Raw genomic sequence first — 20,463 nt, 5'->3', positions numbered from 1 at the left:
ATGGCGAGGGTTGCCCATCGCCGCCCCGCGACCTCGTCGATTTCCGGCCCCCGCCCGGGACCGGGCCGAGCGCCGGGCCCGAGGGCCGGGCGCCCTGGCCGGGATCAGACGCCGGGCCGGGACCGGGGGGTCAGGCGCCGAGGCAGGCCGGGCCGAGGAGCTGTTTGAGGTCGCCCATCAGGGCCGGCGACGGTGTGACGCGCAGCCGGTCGTCGACCCGCATCACCGTCGTCCGCGGCCCGTTGTGGACCTGCAGGTGCACCTCCGACGTGCCCGGGTGCGTGGTGAGGATCTCCTTCAGCCGGCCCACCACGGGCGGCGTGCAGCGGGTCAGCGGCAGGCTGACCAGCAGCGGCCCGCCGGCCTCCTGGGTGAGGTCGGGCGCAGTCACCTCCATCGCGATGATCTTGCCGATGTCCTCGCGCTTGTCGATGCGTCCCTTGACGAACACGATCGCGTCCTCGGCCAGGATCGTCGAGCAGAGCTGGTAGGCCGACGGGAAGATCATCACCTCGATCGCGCCTTCGAGGTCCTCCAGCTGGGTCAGCACCCAGGTGTCGCCCTTCTTGGTGACCTTGCGCTGCACCCCGCTCAGGATGCCGCCCACCGTCACGATCTGCCCGTCGGGCCGGCTGTCGTCCTGGAGGGCCGCGATCGAGCAGTCGGCCCCGGCCGCCAGGATGTGCTCGACGCCGAACAGCGGATGGTCGGAGACGTAGAGGCCGAGCATCTCCCGCTCGAACTGCAGCAGCGTGGTCTTGTCCCACTCGCCCGGCGGGATCTGCACGTCGAACGTCTGGTCCTCGCCGCCGTCGATCGCGCCGAACAGGGAGTCCTGGCCGATGGCCTCGTTCTTCTTGATGTCGATGATCGCGTCGACGGCCTGCTCGTGCACCATGACCAGGCCCTTGCGGACGTGCCCGAGCGAGTCGAACGCGCCCGCCTTGACCAGCGACTCGATGACGCGCTTGTTGCACACCAGCGCGGGCACCTTGCGCAGGAAGTCCTTGAAGTCGGCGAAGCGGCCCTTCTCCTTGCGCGCGGCGATGATGCCGTCGACGACGTTGGCGCCGACGTTGCGGACGGCCGACAGGCCGAAGCGGATGTCGGTGCCGCGCGGCGTGAAGTCGAAGTCGGAGTCGTTGACGTCCGGCGGGAACACCTTGATGCCCATGCGGCGGCACTCGTTGAGGTAGAGCGCCGACTTGTCCTTGTCGTCCTTGACCGACGACAGCAGCGCGGCCATGTAGGCGGCCGGGTGGTTGGCCTTGAGATAGGCGGTCCAGTAGGAGACCAGGCCGTAACCGGCAGTGTGGGCCTTGTTGAAGGCGTAGTCGGAGAAGGGCAGCAGGATGTCCCACAGGGCCTTGACCGCGGCGTCGGAGAAGCCGTTGTCCTTCATGCCCGCCTCGAAGGTCACGAACTGTTTGTCCAGCTCGGACTTCTTCTTCTTGCCCATCGCGCGCCGCAGCAGGTCGGCGCCGCCCAGCGAGTAGTTGGCGACCTTCTGGGCGATGGCCATGACCTGCTCCTGATAGACGATCAGGCCGTAGGTCGTGGACAGGATCTCCGCGAGCGGCTCCTCCAGCTCGGGATGGATCGGGGTGATCTCCTGCGCGCCGTTCTTGCGCAGCGCGTAGTTGGTGTGGGAGTTGGCGCCCATGGGGCCGGGCCGGTAGAGCGCGAGGGCGGCGGAGATGTCCTCGAAGTTGTCGGGCTTCATCAGGCGCAGCAGGGTGCGCATGCCGCCGCCGTCGAGCTGGAAGATGCCGAGCGTGTCGCCTCTGGACAGCAGCTCGTAGGACTTGCGGTCGTCCAGCGGCAGCTTGAGCAGGTCGATCTGCTCGCCGCTGGTGGCCTCGATCAGCTTGAGGCAGTCGTCGATGATCGTGAGGTTGCGCAGGCCCAGGAAGTCCATCTTCAGCAGGCCGAGCGTCTCGCAGGTCGGATAGTCGAACTGCGTGATGATCGCGCCGTCGGAGTCGCGGCGCATGATCGGGATGTGGTCGGTCAGCACCTCGGCGGACATGATCACGCCGGCGGCGTGCACGCCGGTCTGCCGGATCAGGCCCTCCAGTCCGCGCCCGAGGTCGATCGTCGACTTGACGTCGACGTCCTCCTCGTAGAGCTTGCGCAGCTCGCCGGCCTCGGCGTAACGGGGGTGGTCCTTGTCGAAGATGCCCGACAGCGGGATGTCCTTGCCCATGACGGCGGGCGGGAACGCCTTGGAGACCTTGTCGCCCAGCGCGTAGGGGTAGCCGAGGACGCGGCCGGCGTCCTTGATGGCGGCCTTGGCCTTGATGGTGCCGAACGTGGCGATCATGGCGACCTTGTCGGCGCCCCACTTCTCGGTCACGTAGCGGATGACGTCGCCGCGCCGGCGCTCGTCGAAGTCGATGTCGACGTCGGGCATGGACACGCGCTCGGGGTTGAGGAAGCGCTCGAAGATCAGGCCGTGCGGGATCGGGTCGAGGTCGGTGATGCCCAGCGCGTACGCCACCAGCGACCCGGCCGCCGAACCACGCCCGGGACCGACGCGGATGCCGTTGTTCTTGGCCCACATGATGAAGTCGGCGACCACGAGGAAGTAGCTGGGGAAGCCCATCTGGATGATGACCCGCAGCTCGTTCTCGGCCCACTCGCGGTGCTCGTCGTCGACGCCCTCGGGGAAGCGGCGCTCCAGGCCCTTCCAGACCTCCTGCCGGAAGAACGCCTCCTCGGTCATCCCCTCGGGGACGGGGAAGGTCGGCATGAGGTTCTTGTAGGTGAAGAACCCCTCGGGATCGACCTTCTCCGCCACGAGCAGGGTGTTGCGGCAGCCCTCGGCCCACAGGTCGGAGGAGTCGACGGCGCGCATCTCGTCGGCGGTCTTGATGTAGTAGCCGGAGCCGTCGAAGCGGAAGCGGTCGGGGTCGGAGAGCTGCTTGCCCGTCTGGATGCACAGGAGGGCGTCGTGCGAGGCGGCGTCGGACTCGTAGGTGTAGTGGGAGTCGTTGGTGACCAGGGGCGGGATGCCCAGCTCCTTGCTGATGCGGGTCAGCCCGTCGCGGACGCGGCGCTCGATGTCGAGGCCGTGGTCCATGATCTCCAGGAAGAAGTTGTCCTTGCCGAAGATGTCCTGGTATTTCGCGGCGGCCTTGAGCGCCTCGTCGTACTGGCCGAGGCGCAGCCGGGTCTGCACCTCGCCCGAGGGGCAGCCGGTCGTGGCCATGAGGCCCCCGGCGTGCTCGGCGAGGATCTCGGCGTCCATGCGGGCCCACTTGCGCACGAACCCCTCGGTGTAGGCGCGCGAGCTGAGCTTCATCAGGTTGTGCAGGCCCGTCTTGTCACGGGCCCAGATCGTCATGTGGGTGTAGTAGCCGCCCGCCGAGACGTCGTCCCTCTTCTGGTGCGGCTCGCCCCACAGCACCGGGCGCTTGTTGTGGCGCAGCTCCGGCGCGACGTACGCCTCGATGCCGATGATCGGCTTGATGCCGGCGCCGGTCGCCTGCTTGTAGAAGTCGTAGGCGCCGTGCATGTTGCCGTGGTCGGTGATGGCGATCGCCGGCATGCCGAGGTCGCCGACCTGTTTGAACATCTGCTTCAGCCGGGCGGCGCCGTCCAGCATCGAGTATTCGGTGTGCACGTGCAGATGGACGAACGAGTCGCTGGACGACATGGAGCGGCGCCTCCCGGGTCTGCCTGACGGTGCCCGCCGGACGATGGCGGTGGTCCGACTCTAGTGGCCCGCACCGACATCCTGGAGCCGCCCCGCGAGGATCCCGGGACGGGGTCCCGGACGGCGTGCCGGGGGTCGCGCGATCAGCGTCGCCGATATCGTCGTGACCACGGAACGTAGCGGGAAGGACGCGGAGTGCGCACGCAGACCGACGAGGGTTACTCGCACGCGCTGGGCAACCGGCAGGTCCAGATGATCGCGATCGGCGGGGCGATCGGGGTGGGGCTGTTCCTCGGCGCGGGCGGCCGGCTGCAGGCCACCGGGCCCGCGCTCGTGGTGTCGTACGCCGCGGCCGGCCTCGCCGCCTTCTTCGTCATGCGGGCGCTCGGCGAGCTCGTGCTCTACCGGCCCACGTCAGGGTCGTTCGTCGAGTACGCCGGCGAGTTCATCGGCCCGTGGGCGGCCTTCGCCAGCGGCTGGATGTACTGGGTCAACTGGGCGTTCACCGGCATCGCCGAGCTGACCGCGATCGCCGCGTACATCCACTACTGGGCGCCCGCCTTCCCCCAGGCGCTGACGGCGCTGGTCGCGCTCGGCTTCGTCCTGCTGGTCAACCTGCTGTCGGTGCGGCTGTTCGGCGAGCTGGAGTTCTGGTTCGCGCTGCTGAAGGTGCTGGCGATCACCGTCTTCCTCGTCGTGGGGCTGGTGCTGGTGGTCTTCTCGGTCGGCGGGGCCGGGCCCTCCAACCTGGTCGCGCACGGCGGGTTCACCCCGACGGGGCTGCCGATGGTGCTGATGAGCCTGCAGTCGGTGGTGTTCGCGTACGCCTCGATCGAGCTGGTCGGCATCGCGGCGGGCGAGACGGCGCGGCCCCGCGAGGTGATGCCGAAGGCCGTCAACGGCGTGGTGTGGCGCATCGCGATCTTCTACGTGGGCTCGGTGCTGCTGCTGGCGATGGTGCTGCCGTGGACGGCGTACCGGGCGGGGGTGTCGCCGTTCGTGACCGTCTTCTCCGGGCTCGGCGTGCCGTGGGCGGCCGACGCCATGAACCTCGTCGTCATCACGGCGGCCCTGTCGTCGTGCAACTCCGGCCTGTACGCGACCGGGCGCATCCTGCGGTCGATGGCGAGGAAGGGCGAGGCGCCGGGGTTCGCCGTCACGCTGAGCAGGCGGCAGGTGCCCGTCGGGGGCATCGTGTTCACGGCGCTCACGTTCCTCGGCGGGGTCGTGCTGTTCTACTTCCTGCCGGAGCGGGCGTTCAACATCGCCACGGCGGGCGCCTCGCTCGGCGTGGTCACCACGTGGGGGGTGCTCGTCTACTGCCAGCTGCGGCTGCGGCGGGCCGGGCACCGCTCGGCGTTCCCCATGCCGGGCTCCCCCGTCACCAACTGGCTGACGCTGGCGTTCCTGGCGCTGGTGGTGCTGCTGATGCCGTTCGCCGACCGCGATCAGCGGGTGGCGTTCTTCCTCATCCCGGCGCTGGTCGCGGCCATCGCCGCGGGGTGGCTGCTGGTGCGCAGGCGGCGCACGGCGGCCGCGCCTGCCCTCGCGGCCCCCGAGGGACGGCCGGAAACGGGTTAGTCTCGATGCGGCACGAAGTCCGCCGTCCGGGGGGAGGCCGCACTGGACACGCCCGAGCCCGCACCCTTGCCGTCCTCGCCCCCGCCGGCGCCGGGGCGGTGGCGGGGCGCGCCCGCGCGGGTCGTCGCCGCGGTCGTGCTGGGCGTCGCCCTCGCGGTCGCCTGCCTGCCGCTCGGCGTGGTGCCGGGACTGGCCTGCGCCGTCCTCGGCCTCGGCTGCCCGGACACCGCCGCGCCGGCCGGACGGCTGCCCGAGCGGATCCGCCTCACGCCCCTCCAGGCGGCGCAGAGCGGCACGTACGTCGGCCTCGGCGACTCCTACTCCTCCGGAGAAGGCGTCTACGACCAGGACACCGAGCCGGTCAACGACGGCGCCGACCGCTGCCACCGGGCCGGCGGCTCCTACGTCCCCGTGATCGCCGAAACCTACAGCTTCGCCGGCGGCACCGCGTTCTACGCCTGCAGCGGCGCCACCACCGGCCAGCTCCTCACCGGCCAGTGGGGCCAGCGCCCCCAGATCAGCCGGGTGGGCCCCACGGCGAGCCTGATCACGCTGAGCATCGGCGGCAACGACGCGGGCTTCTCCAAGGTCCTGACCGCCTGCATCGCCAAGCTGCCCTGGTCGTCGGCCTGCGTCGACCAGGACGCCGCCGTCGGCCGCCGCATCGAGCAGCTGCGCGCCGACATGCTCAAGGTCCTGCGCGAGCTGCGCGGCCGGGCGCCCGAGGCGCGGATCGTCGTCCTCGGCTACCCGCGGCCGTTCCCGCAGGACCCGGTGGCCTCCGTCGACAACCTGAGCGCCGCCGACCAGCGGTGGATCAACGGCGTGACCCGGCGGCTCAACGACGCGGTCGGGTCCGTGGTGCGCGACTTCGACCGCGCCATCGCCGCGTTCGGCGCGCCGGGCAGCGCCGAGTACGTGGACGCCTACGAGGCTTTCACGGGGCACGAGGTGGGGCGGCAGCAGCCGTACCTCAACGGGCTGGCTCTGGACATGGACCCGTTCAACGTCAACGCGCGCAGCTATCACCCGACGGGCGAGGGCTACCGGCGCTTCGCCGAGCTGATCAGCGAGCAGATCGCCGCGGGCCCGGGCCGCCCTCTCGGCAACTACCGCCTCACCACCACCCCCTGACCGCGCCGGGCGGCGGGTGGAGGGGGTCAGTGGCGGGGGGCGTGTTCTTCGGCCAGGTGGAGGCCGGCCTCGATGACGGCGTTCATGACGGGGGCCAGCCGGGCCTCGCCGAGTGACGGGGCGCGCAGCGCCATGCGGGCCACCAGGGCGCGTTCCCTGGCGAGGTCGCGCCCGGCGAAGCCGCCGACGGGCTTGAGGCGCTGGACGGTGCCCGCGAGGGCGGCACGCCGTTCGAGGAGGGTGGCCAGGGCGGCGTCCACGCGGTCGATGGCGGCCCGGCACTCGGGGATCGTCGCGGGCGACTCGGGCCGCAGCAGCGCCCCCACGACCGTCACGGCCTCCTCGGCCACCCGCCACGCCGTCAACGCCTCCACCTCCGCGTCCGGCGCGCCCCGCCCGGCCTCTTGGAGGACGTCACCGTACGAAGGAGCCGGGACGGCGTGCCCGCGCGGAGCGGGCGGCGTCCCGTACGGGAGGGCCGGGGCGGCGCGGAGGCGGGCGGGGGCGTGCACGACGAGACCGTCGGCGCCGGCGGCGACCGCGGCCGCGGACAGGCCGGGGTCGGCGGAGACGTCGGCCAGCACCGGCCGTCCCGACGCCGTACGGGCCGCGCGCAGCAGCCCGAGGTCGAGCGGCCCGCGCTCGCACAGGATGACCCGCCCGTCGCCCTCCAGGGCGCAGTAGTCCGCGAGCCCGAGCCACTCCTCCAGCGGCGCGCCCGCCCGCCGTTCGACGACGACCGGCAGCCCGAGGCCCGCCGCCGCCCGGACGAGCGGGATGTCGCGCGTCCACGCCGCCCCCACCACGACCGCGTCCGCGAGCGAGGCGACGGCCGGCAGGTCGGCGGCGGTGCGCGGCTCGGCGAGCACCGCCGCGGCCCGTTCACCGACCTCCACGCCCACCCGGGCGTCTCCCCGAACGCCTTCAGGACGCCCGCGGGCTCCCCGGAGCACCTCGTGCGCGTCCGCCTCCGCCGGGTGCGCCCGCAGGCTCACCCGGTCACCGATCACCACGGCGGGCCCCTCGCCCACCAGCAGCTCCCCGACCGCCACCGCGTGCCGTTCCAACGTCGACGACATGACCGAACCCTCTCTGCACGGGCCGGCCCACGCGCCATGCGGGCAGGAGCCGGCGGGAAAACAAAAGGCAGAGACGGGTGCGTCTCTGCCTCGTGCCGGCTCCAGGTGGTCGCTAGCTGCCGACCGGCCCTCCCGGAACCGGCTCGCTAAACACCTGGCGACAAGTCATGTGAGCAGCCTACACCCTGCTCTCACCTGCTGGACGGCCCTTCTCGCATGACGGACTGTCCTTCGCGCGAGTCGCCGATGATCCCCCGCTATGGGAGTATTTCTTGGCCGAGAGGGAGGGTTTGAGGCCGTTGATGTCGGATCGTAAGCAGGCAGGACGTCGCATCGCCGGCCGCTACCAGCTGCAGGAGATCATCGGCCGGGGCGGGATGGGCATCGTCTGGCGAGCCCACGACGAGCTGCTCGACCGCACCGTCGCGGTCAAGGAGGTCCGCTACGCGGCCGCCCTGGGCGAGGAAGTGCAGCTCCTGAACCGGCGCACGATGCGTGAGGCGAGGGCGGCGGCCAGATTCGAGCATCCCAACGTGATCGTCGTGCACGACGTGATCGAGGAGGACGACCGTCCCTGGATCGTCATGCAGCTCGTGCAGTCGCGCTCGCTGGGGGCGGTCATCAAGCAGGAGGGGCCGCTGCCCCCCAAGCGGGTGGCCGAGATCGGCATCGCCGTGCTCGACGCGCTGCACCGGGCGCACGAGGCGGGCGTGCTGCACCGCGACGTCAAACCGGAGAACGTGCTGCTGGCCGACGACGGCCGCGTGGTGCTCACCGACTTCGGCATCGCCACGCTGGAGACCGAGACGCAGCTCACGGTGACGGGCCTGGCGGGCACGCCGGCGTTCATCGCCCCCGAACGGCTGAAGGGGCTGCCCGCGCGGCGCGAGTCCGACCTGTGGTCGCTGGGCGCCACCCTCTACACGGCGGTGGAGGGCCGCTCGCCGCACGAGCGCGGCATGGCGCTGGCGACCATGCACGCCGTGCTGACCGACGAGCCCGACCCCGCCCCGAACGCGGGGCCGCTCGCCGACGTGATCGCCGGGCTGCTGGCCAAGGAGCCGGTGCAGCGGCTGACGTACGACGAGGCCGAGCGCATGCTGCGCCGGGCGATCGCGCAGGCGAGCCCGGCGGCGACCGCGCAGTTCCCGGCCGCGGCGACCACGCCGCCGGCGAAGCCGGCCCGGGCGCGCAGGCAGCCGTACCAGCCGAAGCCGCCCGCCGAGGACGACACCCCCACCGATCCCAACCTCCTGCCCGCGGCCGCGACGCCGCCCGAGACGGGCGCCCGGCTCACCCCGGTCACCGGCGGACCGAAGCCGCCCGCGGAATCCACTGCGAACACGGTCGCGCCGTCGCCCCAGCGGCGGCCCGGCCCGGTCATCGCGGCGGCCCTCGCGGTCCTGCTCGTCGCGGGCGTGGCCGGCTACCTCGGCCTGCGTTCCGGCCCCGGCGACGACCCACGCGACGCCGGCGCCTCCACGGCGGGCGTGAGCACCGCGGCGTCCCCGCCGTCCTCGCCCGCCGCGAGCGACGGCACGCCGTCGGACGGCGGGTCGCCCGACGCCTCCGCCACACCGAGCGCCACACCGAGCCCCACGGCCACGCCGAGCGAGTCGCCGAGCCCGAGCGAGGGCAAGAGCGCCGAGGCCGCGCTGCCCAAGGGCTGGAAGTGGTACAAGGACAAGAAGATGGGCTTCACCATCGGCCTGCCTCCCGGCTGGGACGTGTGGGACCGGAGCGGGCTCCAGGTCAAGTTCAAGGGCCCGGGGGCGGCGTCCAACGCGTACGTCATGGTCGAGGAGGCCGCCAAGCCGGGCAAGGACCCGTACAAGGACTGGAAGAAGCAGGAGCCGGTGCTGAAGCACAACTTCGGCGGCTACAAGAAGCTCGACATCAAGCGCGTCGACTACCAGAAGTCCGCCGCCGACTGGGACTTCACCTGGAACACCAACACCGGCAAGACGCGGGTGCGCAACCGGGGCTTCGTCACCGACAACGGGCGGGCGTACGCCATCTACTGGCACACGCTGAGCAGCCACTGGAAGGCCGACTACCGCTTCTTCGAAGGGTTCTGCGCGTCGTTCAAACCGGCCAAGTAGGCTTCCCGCCGTGCTCGTCGCCAACCGCTACCGTCTGCTCGAACCGCTCGGGGAGGGCGGCATGGGCGTGGTGTGGCGGGCCTACGACGAACTGCTGGACCGCACGGTGGCGGTCAAGGAGGTCCGGTACGCCGGCGTCGGCGACGAGCGGCGGGCCGAGCTCAACCGGCGCACCATCAGGGAGGCCAGGGCGGCGGGCCGCCTGGACCACCCGTCGGTGGTGGTCGTCCACGACGTGGTCGAGGAGGACGGCCGGCCGTGGATCGTGATGCAGCTCGTACGCTCGCGCTCGCTCGCGCAGGTGGTGCGCGAGCAGGGGCCGCTGCCGGTCGGCCAGGTGGCGGTGATCGGCGGCCGGGTGCTGGACGCGCTGCGGGCCGCGCACGCGACCGGGGTGCTGCACCGCGACGTCAAACCGGAGAACGTGCTGCTGGCCGACGACGGGCGGGTGGTGCTGACCGACTTCGGCATCGCCTCGCTGGAGGCCGAGGCCGGGCTGACCGCGACCGGCGGGCTGGTGGGCACGCCCGCGTACATGCCGCCTGAGCGGCTGAACGGCGAGCCCGCGCGGCCGGAGTCCGATCTGTGGTCCCTGGGCGCGACGCTGTACGCGGCGGTCGAGGGCGAGCCGCCGTTCAAGCGCGACTCGTGGGCGGCGACCGTGGCGGCGGTGCTGCGCGACCAGCCTGAGCCGCCGCGGCGGGCGGGGGCGTTGACGCCGGTCGTCATGGGGCTGCTGCACCGGGACCCGGCCGGACGCCTGCCCGCCGGAGAGGCGGCGCGCCTGCTGCACGAGCTCGCCACCACCCACCCGCTTCCCGCCGCCCCCTCCCCCGGCCCCACACCACCCTCCCCCAGCCAGTTCCCCGGCCCCTCCGGCCAGTTCCCCGGCCCCTCCGGGCAGCCCTTCGGTCAGTCCCCTGATCAGTTCTCCGGCTCCTCGGGCGGGCCGTACTCGACGCGGGCGCCGGGTCCGGCTCATGTCACGGTGCCGGAGCAGCGGCGCCGGCGCGGCTGGGCGCCGCTGGCCGGCGTCGCGGCCGTCGTGGCCGCGCTGGCGGTGCTCGGCGGGGTCGGCGCGGGCGGCTGGCTGCTGTACGACCGCTCGGCGTCCCCTCAGACGTCCTCCCCGGCGACGGACCCAGCGGCGGACCCGGCGACGTCTGGACCGACGGCGACCGAACCGACAACGACCGATCCGGCGGCGACCGGACCGGCCGAGCCGACGCCGTCCGCCACCCCCTCATCGGCCCCCACCACCCGCCCCCTCCCCGCGGGCTGGCGTACGCTCACCAGCGCGGCCGGCGGATTCACCATCGGCCTCCCCAAGGGCTGGCGGGCCACGAAGAACCCCACGAGGGACAGCATCCGCCTCACGGGCCCCGGCACCCCCGGCGCGATGATCGTCGAGTGGACCGTCCCCGACATCCCCTGGCGGGACCCGAAGAGCCACTGGCTGGGCCTTGAGCGGGAGATCCGCGCCAAGGGCGAGTTCAGCGACTACACGCGCATCGGCATCACCGGCGTCAGGTACCTTGGACGTGAGGCCGCCGACTGGGAGTTCACCCGGACCCGCTCCGGGAGCCTCATCCACGTCGTCAACCGCGGCTTCCACACCGCCGACGGCCGCCCGTTCGCGCTCTACTGGGAGACCCTCGACTCCCGCTGGGCCCGCGACCGTCACTACTTCGACGCCTTCGTGAGGACCTTCCGTCCCCGGTGAAGGCCCGTACCCGTGAGCAGAGACCAGGCGTGAAAGAGCTAGCCCATTTCTGGCGGCACCCCGCGGTGCCGGAGACGGACCTGCTCAAGGCCCGCTACGTCACCCACCGTTTCTCCCGTCACGTCCACGACGGCTACGCGATCGGCGTGATCGTCACGGGCGTGGAGGAGTTCGACTACCGGGGCACCACGCACCGGGCGGGCGCGGGCGAGCTGGTGCTGGTCAACCCCGAGTCGGTGCACACCGGCCAGGCGGGCACGCCGGAGGGCTGGTCGTACCGGATGCTGTACCCGTCGATCGAGGCGCTGACCTCGATCGCGACCGAGCTTCGCGCCCCCTTCGCGACGCCGCACTTCCCGCGCCAGGTCGTACGCGACGACGCGGTGGCGGCGCTGCTGGCGCGGGCCCACCAGGCGGCCGAGCGGGGCGACGCGCTGGCCGCCTCGACGCTGAGCCGGACGATGTTCGCCCGGCTGCTGACCCGCTACGCCGCGCCCCGCCCGGTGCGGCCGTTGTCGCCGGCGGGCGGCCGGGCCGTGCGGGAGGCCCTGGAGCTGCTGCACGAGAGCCTGGTGGACCCGCCCGCGCTGGAGGAGCTGGCCGCGGCGGTGGGGGCGCGGCCGTTCGGGCTGCTGCGGGCGTTCAAGGAGGCGACGGGGCTGCCGCCGCACGCCTACCTGACCTCGTTGCGCGTACGCACCGCGCGCCGCCTGCTGCTGGACGGCGTACGGCCGGCGCAGGTGGCCGCCGAGGTGGGGTTCACCGACCAGGCGCATCTCACCCGGCATTTCCGCCGCATCGTGGGGGTTCCGCCGGCCGCGTACCAACGTGCCGCAGGAACGTACAAGACGGAGAAAAACCCCAGCACATAACCTCCTGGCCATGGATGGAACGACACATCGTCCCGCCCCCGTCCGGGACGGTCTGGGGGTCGGGCTGGCCGTGGGGCTGTCCGGGCTCGCCTTCGGGGCCGCGGCCGTCACCGCGGGACTGAGCGTGCCGCAGGCGTGCGTGCTGAGCCTGCTGACGTTCACGGGGGCCTCGCAGTTCGCGCTGACCGGCGCCGTCGGCGCGGGCGGCGACCCGATAGCCGCCGTCGCCGGCGCGCTGCTGCTCGGCGGCCGCAACACCTTGTACGGCCTGCGCCTCGCCGACCTGCTCCAGGTACGCGGCCCGCGGCGGCTGCTGGCCGCGCACGGCGTGATCGACGAGACCACCGCCGTCGCGCTCGCCCAGCCCGACCGGGAGTCGGCGCGCACGGGTTTCCTGGTCACCTTCGCCAGCCTCTACATCGCCTGGAACCTGACGACGCTCGCGGGCGCGTACGGCACCGCGTTCCTCGGCGACCCCGGCGCGTTCGGGCTGGACGTGGTGGGGCCGGCCGCGTTCCTCGCCATCCTCTGGCCCCGGCTGAGCGCGAGCCGCGAGCTGCGCGCGCTGGCGGCCGGCGGGGCCGCGATGGCGCTGTGCGCCACGCCGTTCCTGCCGCCCGGCGTCCCGGTGCTGCTCGCGGCCGCGGCCGTCCTGCCGGTCCTGCTGCGGAGGTGAGGCGGCGATGACGTTGTGGTGGGCGATCGCCGCCCTGTGCGCCGGCTGCTACGCGCTGAAGCTCGCGGGGCTGGCCGCGCCGCAGCGGGTGCTGGACCATCCCGTGGTACGCAGGTTCGCCGAGCTGGTGCCGGTGGCGCTGCTGGCCGCGCTGATCGCGGTGCAGACGTTCACGGAGGCGGGCGAGGCGCACTTCGACCCGGCCCGGACGGCGGGGCTCGCCGCGGCGGTGGTCGCGCTGCTGCTGCGGGCGCCGTTCCTCGTCGTGCTGTTCGGCGCGGCGGCGGTGACCGCGCTTGCCCGGCTGCTTCTGGGGTAGTCGCGGTGCATGTCCGATTCAGCGGCGGTGACGGTCGGCGGGAGATATCGGCTGCTCAAGGCGATCGGCAAGGGCGGCATGGGCAAGGTCTGGCAGGCACATGACGAGGTGCTGGGCCGGGACGTGGCGGTCAAGGAGGTCGTGCCCCCGCCCGACCTGACGGGGCCGGAACGCGAGGTGTTCGCCCGGCGCACGTTCCGCGAGGCCAGGGCGGCCGGCCGGGTGGCGCATCCGGGCGTGGCCACCGTGTACGACGTCCTGGAGGAGGACGGGCACCCCTGGATCGTCATGCAGCTCGTACGCTCCCGCACGCTCGGCGAGGCGATCCGCGAGGACGGGCCGCTGGAGCCGTACGACACCGCGAGGATCGGCGTGCACCTGCTCCAGGCGTTGCGCGCCGCGCACGCCGCCGGGGTGCTGCACCGGGACGTGAAACCGGACAACGTGCTGCTCGCCGAGGACGGCCGTACCGTGCTGACCGACTTCGGCATCGCCACGACCGAGGACGACAGCACCGTCACCCGGACGGGGGTCCTCATCGGGACGCCCGCCTTCATCGCGCCCGAGCGGGCGGCGGGCGGGCGCGCCTCGGCCGCGTCGGACCTGTGGTCGTTAGGCGTCACGCTCTACCAGGCCGTCGAGGGCCACTCCCCCTTCCAGCGCACCAACCCCCTCACCACGCTGGGCGCGGTCATGCACGCCGAGCCGGAGCCGGCGGCCCGCGCGGGGGTGCTCGCCCCGGTGCTGAGCGGGCTGCTGCGCAAGAACCCGGCCGAACGCATGACCCTGGACGAGGCCGAACGGCGCCTCACCACGATCCTCATGGGCGGCTCCCCGGACGCGGCCGGCCCGGTCTCAGCCACCAAGATCATGCCCACCGCCGTCCCGGGCGGCACGATCCCCGCGGGCCCCGGCGAGGCGACGGGCGCGGCAGCCGGTACGGTCCCAGCGGGACCGCACCCGTCCAGCGGTCACGCCCCCGCACCAGACACCGCCGGACCAGGCACCACAGCAGGCGCCGCCGCAGCCGGGGGAACGCGAGCGCCGAGCGCCGGCCCGCCGGCAACCGCCGCGAGAGCAACGGAAGCAGGACCAGCAGGCGCAGGATGGACCAACGCAGGACCGACGGGCGCAGGCCCCACGGGCGCTGACCCCCGAGCGGCGGGTGCAGGCATCGGACCGGCCGGTGCGGGCAGCGGAGCGGCGGGGGGCGCGGGGAGGCGGCGGCGCGGGGTGGCGCTGGCGGCGCTCGCCGGGGGTGCGGTCCTGGTGGCCGCGATCACCGGCGGGGCGGCCTGGTGGTCGAGCCGCGCGTCCGACTCGTCGCGCCCCTCGTCGCCCACGCAGCCGGCGGTCGTCACCGAGTCCTCGTCACGGCCCTCTTCCGAGGAGGCCCGCCCGGAGGAGACGGAGCCGCCGTCCCAGCGGACCGGCGAGGCCCCCGTGCCCCGGCGTTCACCGGAGGGCACGCCCTCCCCCACCGGCGGCCGCCCGAGCCAGAAGAAGACCCCGGCCAGGTCTCCGGCCCCGGCCGACGGCGAGGAGAAGAAGCGGGACACCGGAGCCAAGAACGACGACGCCGAGGACGACGGCGCGAAGGACGACAAGCCGTCCGACGACGAGGACACGGGCGGCGTGATCGAGGGCTCACAGTGACCCGGGGGCGAGAGCGGCCGAGGGCCGGCGGGACCGCCCCTCAGGACTCCTCGCGCACCATGTCGAGCGCCTTCTGCAGATCGGCCGGATAGTCGGTGCTGAACGACATCCACTCCCCCGTGGACGGATGCTCGAACCCGAGCGCCACCGCGTGCAGCCACTGCCGGGTCACCCCGAGCCGGGCGGCGAGCGTCGGGTCGGCGCCGTAGAGCAGGTCCCCGACGCACGGATGCCGCAGGGCGGACATGTGCACCCGGATCTGGTGGGTACGCCCGGTCTCCAGCTTGATGTCCAGCAGCGACGCGGCCCGGAACGCCTCGATCGTGTCGTAGTGGGTGACGGACGGCTTGCCGCCGGCCACCACGGCGAAGCGGCCGTCGCCCGACGGGTGGCGGTCGATGGGCGCGTCCACCGTGCCGCGGAACGGGTCGGGATGCCCCTGGACCAGCGCGTGGTAGCGCTTGTCGACCGTGCGCTCCTTGAAGGCGCGCTTGAGGTGGGAGTAGGCGTGCTCGCTCTTGGCGACGACCATGGCCCCGGTGGTGTTGGCGTCGAGGCGGTGCACGATGCCCTGGCGCTCGGCGGCGCCGCTGGTGGCGATGGTGTGCCCGGCCCCGAGCAGCCCGCCGATGACCGTGGGGCCGGTCCAGCCGACGGTGGGGTGGGCGGCGACGCCGATGGGCTTGTTGACCACGATGATGTCGTCGTCCTCGTACACGATGGTCATGCCGGGCACCGGCTCGGCCACGGGCATGGGCGTGGTGACCGGCGGCGGCAGGGTGACCTCCAGCCACGCGCCTCCGTGCACGCGGTCCGACTTGGCCGGCTGCCGGCCGTCGACCAGCACGTCGCCGCCGGCGATCAGGTCGGCGGCCCGGGTGCGGGAGAAGCCGAACAGCCGCGAGAGCGCGGCGTCGAGCCGCTCGCCCTCCAGGCCGTCGGGCACCGGCAGGCTGCGCTGCTCACTCACTCGCGCCCGCCTCCTTGCCGCCGTCCGCCGTCTTCGCCCGGCCGGCGTCCGCCTTCGCCTGGCCGGCGTCCTCCCTGGTCCCGTCGATCTGGACGTTCCGCCAGGCCAGCAGCACCGCCAGGATGCCGCCGCAGACGATGGCGGAGTCGGCGATGTTGAAGACCGGGAAGTAGTCGATGACGGGGAAGTGGCCGGGCAGCACCTCGATGAAGTCGACCACGTGCCCCTGGAGCTGCGTCGGCCGCCCGAACCCCGACGGGTAGCGCAGCAGCCGGTCGGTGAGGTTGCCGAGGGCGCCGCCGAGCAGCAGGCCGAGCGTGACGGCCCACGCCCGGCTGCCCAGCTTGCGCGCGGTACGGATGATCGCCACCACCACGCCGGCGGCGATCAGCGTGAAGATGAAGGTCATCCCGGTGCCGATGCTGAACGCGGCACCGGAGTTGAAGATCACCCGGAACTGCAGGACGTCCTGGATGACGACCAGCGGTGCCTGGCCCTCAAGCGTCCGCAGCACCACCGTCTTGGTGATGAGGTCGGCCGTGTAGATCACGGCCGACAGCACGACGAGGAGCGCGACCAGGCGGCGACGGCGAGGTCGGCCTAGCGGCGCTCCTCCTTCTGCTTGCAGGCCACGCACAGCGTCGCCCTCGGGAACGCCTGCAGGCGCTCCTTGCCGATCGGCTTGTGGCACGATTCGCACACTCCATAGGTCCCTGCGTCGATCCTGGCGATCGCACGTTCGTTCTGCGCGACCAGGTCGCGCGCATTCAGGGTAAGGGCGATCTCGCGTTCCCGCTCGTACGTCTTGGCTCCGGCGTCCGCCTGGTCGTCCCCGGCTCCCTGGGTGATCTCACCCGAGGCTATCTCGCTCTCGTGCCGGAGGATGTCCGCCTCCAGCTCGTCGATCTCCTGCTGGAGACTGTCGCGTACCTCGGCCAGCTCCTCGTCCGACCACATCGACGGTGTAGCGGTCTGCGTGACTGCCGCCATGGGTTGCCTCCATTGCTGATCAAGGCCATAGGGTGCGGGCAGCTTAGGATCCTGATAACGGAACGACAAACGACCCGCCGGACGGTTTACCTCTCCCGTACTATCCCGCCTCGCGCATCTAACTCCTCCACGACAGCGTCCATTCCCACAACTTTGTCGGTGTTTACGGGTTCCGTACCGACTTGGCGGGCCGGTGTCCGCGGACGCCGCCGCGAAACGTGGAAGCCTTGACGCCGACTCTGCGTTACGATTTGAGACTGCAAGGCGTTGATGGGGCCCCGAATGTGAGGGATATCACCCCGGAGCCGCCGGAAGAACGGCTCGTCCCGAGCTCACTAGACCCGGCAGCACACACAACGAAGAGGGCTCCGCCCGCGGGCGGGGTCAAGAAGGGTGGTACCGCGGAGCCGCACGGCTTCGTCCCTTCACGCTCGCCCAACCGGCCGATCAAGCGTGGAGGTCACGCCCGAGATGTCTTCCCCAACCTTCCGCCCTCTTCCCGCGCAGGTCGACCTGCCCGCGCTCGAGCGCGAGGTCCTCGACCGCTGGCGGGACGGGAAGATCTTCGAGCGCTCCGTGGAGCAGAACGCGGGCAACCCGTCGTGGGTCTTCTACGAGGGCCCGCCCACCGCCAACGGCCTGCCCGGGGTGCACCACGTCGAGGCGCGCGTCTTCAAGGACCTCTTCCCCCGCTACAAGTCGATGCGCGGCTTCAGCGTCCCGCGCAAGGCCGGCTGGGACTGCCACGGCCTGCCCGTCGAGGTGGGCGTCGAGCGCGAGCTGGGCCTCTCCGGCAAGCGGGACATCGAGACGTACGGCATCGCCGAGTTCAACGCCAAGTGCCGCGAGTCGGTGCTGCGGCACGTGGACGCCTTCGAGCAGCTCACCGAGCGGATGGGCTACTGGATCGACCTGTCGCAGGCGTACCGGACGATGGACCCGTCCTACATCGAGTCCGTGTGGTGGTCGCTGAAGGTCGTCTTCGACAAGGGGCTGCTGTTCCGCGACTTCCGGATCACGCCCTACTGCCCGCGCTGCGGCACCGGCCTGTCCGACCACGAGATGGGCCAGCCCGGCGCGTACGAGACCGTCTCCAGCCCGTCGGTCTACGTCCGCATGCCGGTGCTGTCCGGCCCGCTGGCCGAGCTGAACGCCTCGCTGCTGATCTGGACCACGACGCCGTGGACGCTGGTCTCCAACACCGCCGTCGCCGTGCACCCCGACGTCACCTACGTCGCCGCGCGCACCGCCGACGGCGAGGTCCTGGTCGTGGCCGAGCCGCTGCTGTCGGTCCTCGGCGAGGGCGCCACCGAGCTCGCCCGCTACACCGGGCGCGAGCTGGAGCGCACCCCCTACGCGCGGCCGTTCGAGCTGGTCGACATCCCCGGCGCCCACTACGTCGTGCTCGGCGACTACGTCACCGTCGAGGACGGCACCGGCCTGGTCCACCAGGCCCCCGCCTTCGGCGCCGACGACATGGCGGTCATCAAGCGCTACGAGATGCCCGTCGTCAACCCGATCGGCCCCGACGGCCGCTTCCTCGACGACGTCCCCATGGTCGGCGGCACGTTCTTCAAGGACGCCGACGAGGAGCTGACCAACGACCTGCGCGCCCGCGGCCTGCTCTACCGCGGCGGCCACTTCGACCACAGCTACCCGCACTGCTGGCGCTGCCACACGGCGCTGCTCTACTACGCGCTCCCGTCCTGGTACATCCGCACCACCGCCGTCAAGGACCAGATGCTGGCCGAGAACGCCGGCACCAACTGGTACCCCGAGACGATCAAGTGGGGCCGCTTCGGCGAGTGGCTGCGCAACAACGTCGACTGGTCGCTGTCGCGCTCGCGCTACTGGGGCACGCCGCTGCCGCTGTGGGTGTGCGGCGAGGACGACGGCCACGTCACGTGCGTCGGGTCGCTGGAGGAGCTGGGCGCGCTGGCCGGGCAGGACGTCTCCGCGCTCGACCCGCACCGCCCCTTCGTGGACGACATCACCTTCCCCTGCCCGTCCTGCGGCGGGGAGGCCCGGCGGGTGCCCGACGTCATCGACGCCTGGTACGACTCCGGCTCGATGCCGTTCGCGCAGTGGGGCGAGCGTGGCAAGCCCGAGGGCGTCTACCCGGCGCAGTTCATCTGCGAGGCCACCGACCAGACCCGCGGCTGGTTCTACTCCCTCATGGCCGTCGGCACGCTGGTCTTCGGCCAGTCCTCCTACGAGAACGTGCTCTGCCTCGGCCTGATCCTCGCCGAGGACGGCCGCAAGATGAGCAAGCACCTCGGCAACATCCTGGAGCCGATCCCGCTCATGGACGAGCACGGCGCCGACGCGCTGCGCTGGTTCATGGCCTGCTCCGGCTCGCCGTGGTCGGCCCGGCGCGTGGGGCACAACGCCCTGGAGGAGATCGTCCGCAAGGTCCTGCTGACGTTGTGGAACACCTCGTCGTTCTTCACCCTCTACGCCAACGCCGAGTCCTGGACCCCGGCCCGGCTGGCCGAGGCGAGCCCGGCCGCCGAGCGCCCGCTGCTCGACCGGTGGGCCCTCGCCGAGCTGCACCGCACGGTCGCCGAGGTCACGGCCGCGTTCGACGAGTACGACACCCAGCGGGCCGGCCGCCGCCTCGCCGACTTCCTCGACGACCTGTCCAACTGGTACGTCCGCCGCTCGCGCCGCCGCTTCTGGCAGGGCTCCGAGGACGCCTTCGCGACCCTGTACGAGTGCCTGGAGACGGTGCTGCGGCTGATGGCGCCCGTCACGCCGTTCGTCACCGACTACCTCTGGGACGTCCTCCGCCCGGCCGACGCCCCCTCCTCCGTGCACCTGACGTCCTGGCCGGAGGCGCGCCAGGACCTCATCGACCCGGCGCTGTCCGACCGGATGGCGCTGGTGCGGCGGCTGGTGGAGCTGGGCCGCTCGGCCCGCGCCTCCTCCGGCGTCAAGACGCGGCAGCCGCTGCGGCGGGCGCTGGTCGGCGCGCACGGCTGGCAGTCGCTGCCGGGCGAGCTGCGGGGGCTGGTGGCCGACGAGCTCAACGTCCACACCCTGGAGGACATGTCGGGCTTCAGCGCCGATCTCGTGTCCTACTCGGTCAAGCCCAACTTCCGGACGCTGGGCAAGCGGTTCGGGCCCCGTACGAAGCTGGTGGCCGCCGCCGTCACCGCCGCCGACCCGGCCCGCGTGGCCCGCGCCATCCGCGCCGGCGGCACGGTCATGGTCGAGGCGGACGAGCTCGGCGAGATCATGCTCGGCCCCGACGACGTGATCGTCAACGAGCAGCCGAAGGCCGGCTGGGCCGTGGAGACCGGCGCCATCGGCGCGGGCGCGGGCGAGACCATCGCCCTGGACCTGGAGCTCACGGACGAGCTCCGCCGCGCCGGCCTGCTGCGCGAGGTCATCCGCCTGGTCCAGGAGGCCCGCAAGGCCACCGGGCTGTCGATCACCGACCGCATCGAGCTGTGGTGGTCGGCCGCGTCGCCGGAGCTCGCCGCCGCGCTGCGGGAGGAGCCGCGCGTGGTGGCGGAGGAGGTGCTGGCGACGTCGGTGACAGAGGGCGCCGCCGACGGCCTGCCGGTCCACACGGACGACGACCTGTCCCTGACCTTCCAGCTCCGCCGCGCCTGACCCGGACGAAGGTCCTCTCTACGCCGAACGCCCCCGGTCCTGTGTGACCGGGGGCGTTCGCCGTATCCGCCTGCTCCTGCGGGGA

At 72.4% G+C, this 20,463-nt stretch carries 14 protein-coding genes; 9 read left to right on the top strand and 5 right to left on the bottom strand.

Annotated features, from left to right (window positions below):
- Window positions 1-130: 130 nt before the first annotated feature.
- Complete coding sequence (dnaE, locus tag Nocox_RS15525; protein ID WP_020545527.1) at window positions 131-3,658, bottom strand: DNA polymerase III subunit alpha; 3,528 nt, start codon at window positions 3,656-3,658, stop codon at window positions 131-133.
- 195 nt (window positions 3,659-3,853) lie between these two features.
- Between dnaE and Nocox_RS15520 the strand changes: the two genes are divergently transcribed.
- Both Nocox_RS15520 and Nocox_RS15515 read left to right on the top strand, forming a co-directional pair.
- Window positions 3,854-5,239, top strand: coding sequence for an amino acid permease (locus tag Nocox_RS15520; RefSeq protein WP_020545526.1), 1,386 nt, complete (start codon window positions 3,854-3,856; stop codon window positions 5,237-5,239).
- A gap of 66 nt (window positions 5,240-5,305) precedes the next feature.
- Window positions 5,306-6,373 (top strand): SGNH/GDSL hydrolase family protein, encoded by a 1,068-nt coding sequence (locus tag Nocox_RS15515; protein WP_020545525.1) that lies wholly within the window; start codon window positions 5,306-5,308, stop codon window positions 6,371-6,373.
- A 26-nt stretch (window positions 6,374-6,399) separates the two neighbouring features.
- On the opposite strand, the gene Nocox_RS43965 is transcribed toward Nocox_RS15515, so the two are convergent.
- Complete coding sequence (locus tag Nocox_RS43965) at window positions 6,400-7,452, bottom strand: chorismate mutase (RefSeq protein ID WP_020545524.1); 1,053 nt, start codon at window positions 7,450-7,452, stop codon at window positions 6,400-6,402.
- A gap of 302 nt (window positions 7,453-7,754) precedes the next feature.
- Here Nocox_RS43965 and Nocox_RS15505 point away from each other — a divergent pair, with 302 nt between their 5' ends.
- From Nocox_RS15505 to Nocox_RS15480, 6 genes are read left to right on the top strand one after another with little or no spacing between them, the layout of a single operon-like run.
- Window positions 7,755-9,554 (top strand): serine/threonine-protein kinase, encoded by a 1,800-nt coding sequence (locus Nocox_RS15505; RefSeq protein WP_020545523.1) that lies wholly within the window; start codon window positions 7,755-7,757, stop codon window positions 9,552-9,554.
- 10 nt (window positions 9,555-9,564) lie between these two features.
- A complete protein-coding gene (locus Nocox_RS15500; protein WP_020545522.1) occupies window positions 9,565-11,277 on the top strand; it encodes a serine/threonine protein kinase in 1,713 nt (570 codons plus the stop codon).
- Window positions 11,278-11,306: 29 nt separating this feature from the next.
- On the top strand, window positions 11,307-12,149 hold the full coding sequence (locus Nocox_RS15495) for an AraC family transcriptional regulator (RefSeq protein WP_033410346.1): 843 nt from the start codon (window positions 11,307-11,309) through the stop codon (window positions 12,147-12,149).
- Window positions 12,150-12,159: 10 nt separating this feature from the next.
- On the top strand, window positions 12,160-12,825 hold the full coding sequence (locus tag Nocox_RS15490) for an AzlC family ABC transporter permease (RefSeq protein WP_026214845.1): 666 nt from the start codon (window positions 12,160-12,162) through the stop codon (window positions 12,823-12,825).
- A gap of 7 nt (window positions 12,826-12,832) precedes the next feature.
- The gene (locus Nocox_RS15485; RefSeq protein ID WP_020545519.1) at window positions 12,833-13,144 is read left to right on the top strand and encodes an AzlD domain-containing protein; all 312 of its coding nucleotides are present in this window, start codon (window positions 12,833-12,835) and stop codon (window positions 13,142-13,144) included.
- 9 nt (window positions 13,145-13,153) lie between these two features.
- Window positions 13,154-14,800: a serine/threonine-protein kinase gene (locus Nocox_RS15480; protein WP_084685814.1), complete on the top strand. Its 1,647-nt coding sequence runs from the start codon at window positions 13,154-13,156 to the stop codon at window positions 14,798-14,800.
- A 40-nt stretch (window positions 14,801-14,840) separates the two neighbouring features.
- Here the strand turns inward: Nocox_RS15480 and Nocox_RS15475 are convergent, their stop codons facing one another.
- The 3 genes from Nocox_RS15475 to Nocox_RS15465 are packed head-to-tail and all read right to left on the bottom strand — an operon-like array spanning window position 14,841 to window position 16,760.
- On the bottom strand, window positions 14,841-15,770 hold the full coding sequence (locus tag Nocox_RS15475) for an RluA family pseudouridine synthase (RefSeq protein WP_020545517.1): 930 nt from the start codon (window positions 15,768-15,770) through the stop codon (window positions 14,841-14,843).
- Window positions 15,763-16,332 carry a signal peptidase II gene (lspA, locus tag Nocox_RS15470; protein WP_020545516.1) on the bottom strand — a complete coding sequence of 190 codons (570 nt, stop codon included), beginning with the start codon at window positions 16,330-16,332 and terminating at the stop codon, window positions 15,763-15,765. Before lspA ends, Nocox_RS15475 begins: the two co-directional genes overlap by 8 nt.
- Before the next feature lie 38 nt (window positions 16,333-16,370).
- A complete protein-coding gene (locus Nocox_RS15465) occupies window positions 16,371-16,760 on the bottom strand; it encodes a TraR/DksA family transcriptional regulator (protein ID WP_020545515.1) in 390 nt (129 codons plus the stop codon).
- A gap of 471 nt (window positions 16,761-17,231) precedes the next feature.
- Between Nocox_RS15465 and ileS the strand changes: the two genes are divergently transcribed.
- Window positions 17,232-20,378: an isoleucine--tRNA ligase gene (ileS, locus tag Nocox_RS15460; protein WP_026214844.1), complete on the top strand. Its 3,147-nt coding sequence runs from the start codon at window positions 17,232-17,234 to the stop codon at window positions 20,376-20,378.
- Window positions 20,379-20,463 lie beyond the last annotated feature (85 nt).

It is taken from the genome of Nonomuraea coxensis DSM 45129 (genome assembly GCF_019397265.1).
GTDB lineage: Bacteria > Actinomycetota > Actinomycetes > Streptosporangiales > Streptosporangiaceae > Nonomuraea > Nonomuraea coxensis.
Note: the sequence above shows the minus strand (reverse complement) of the source record. Positions and strands in the feature narration are given on the sequence as shown.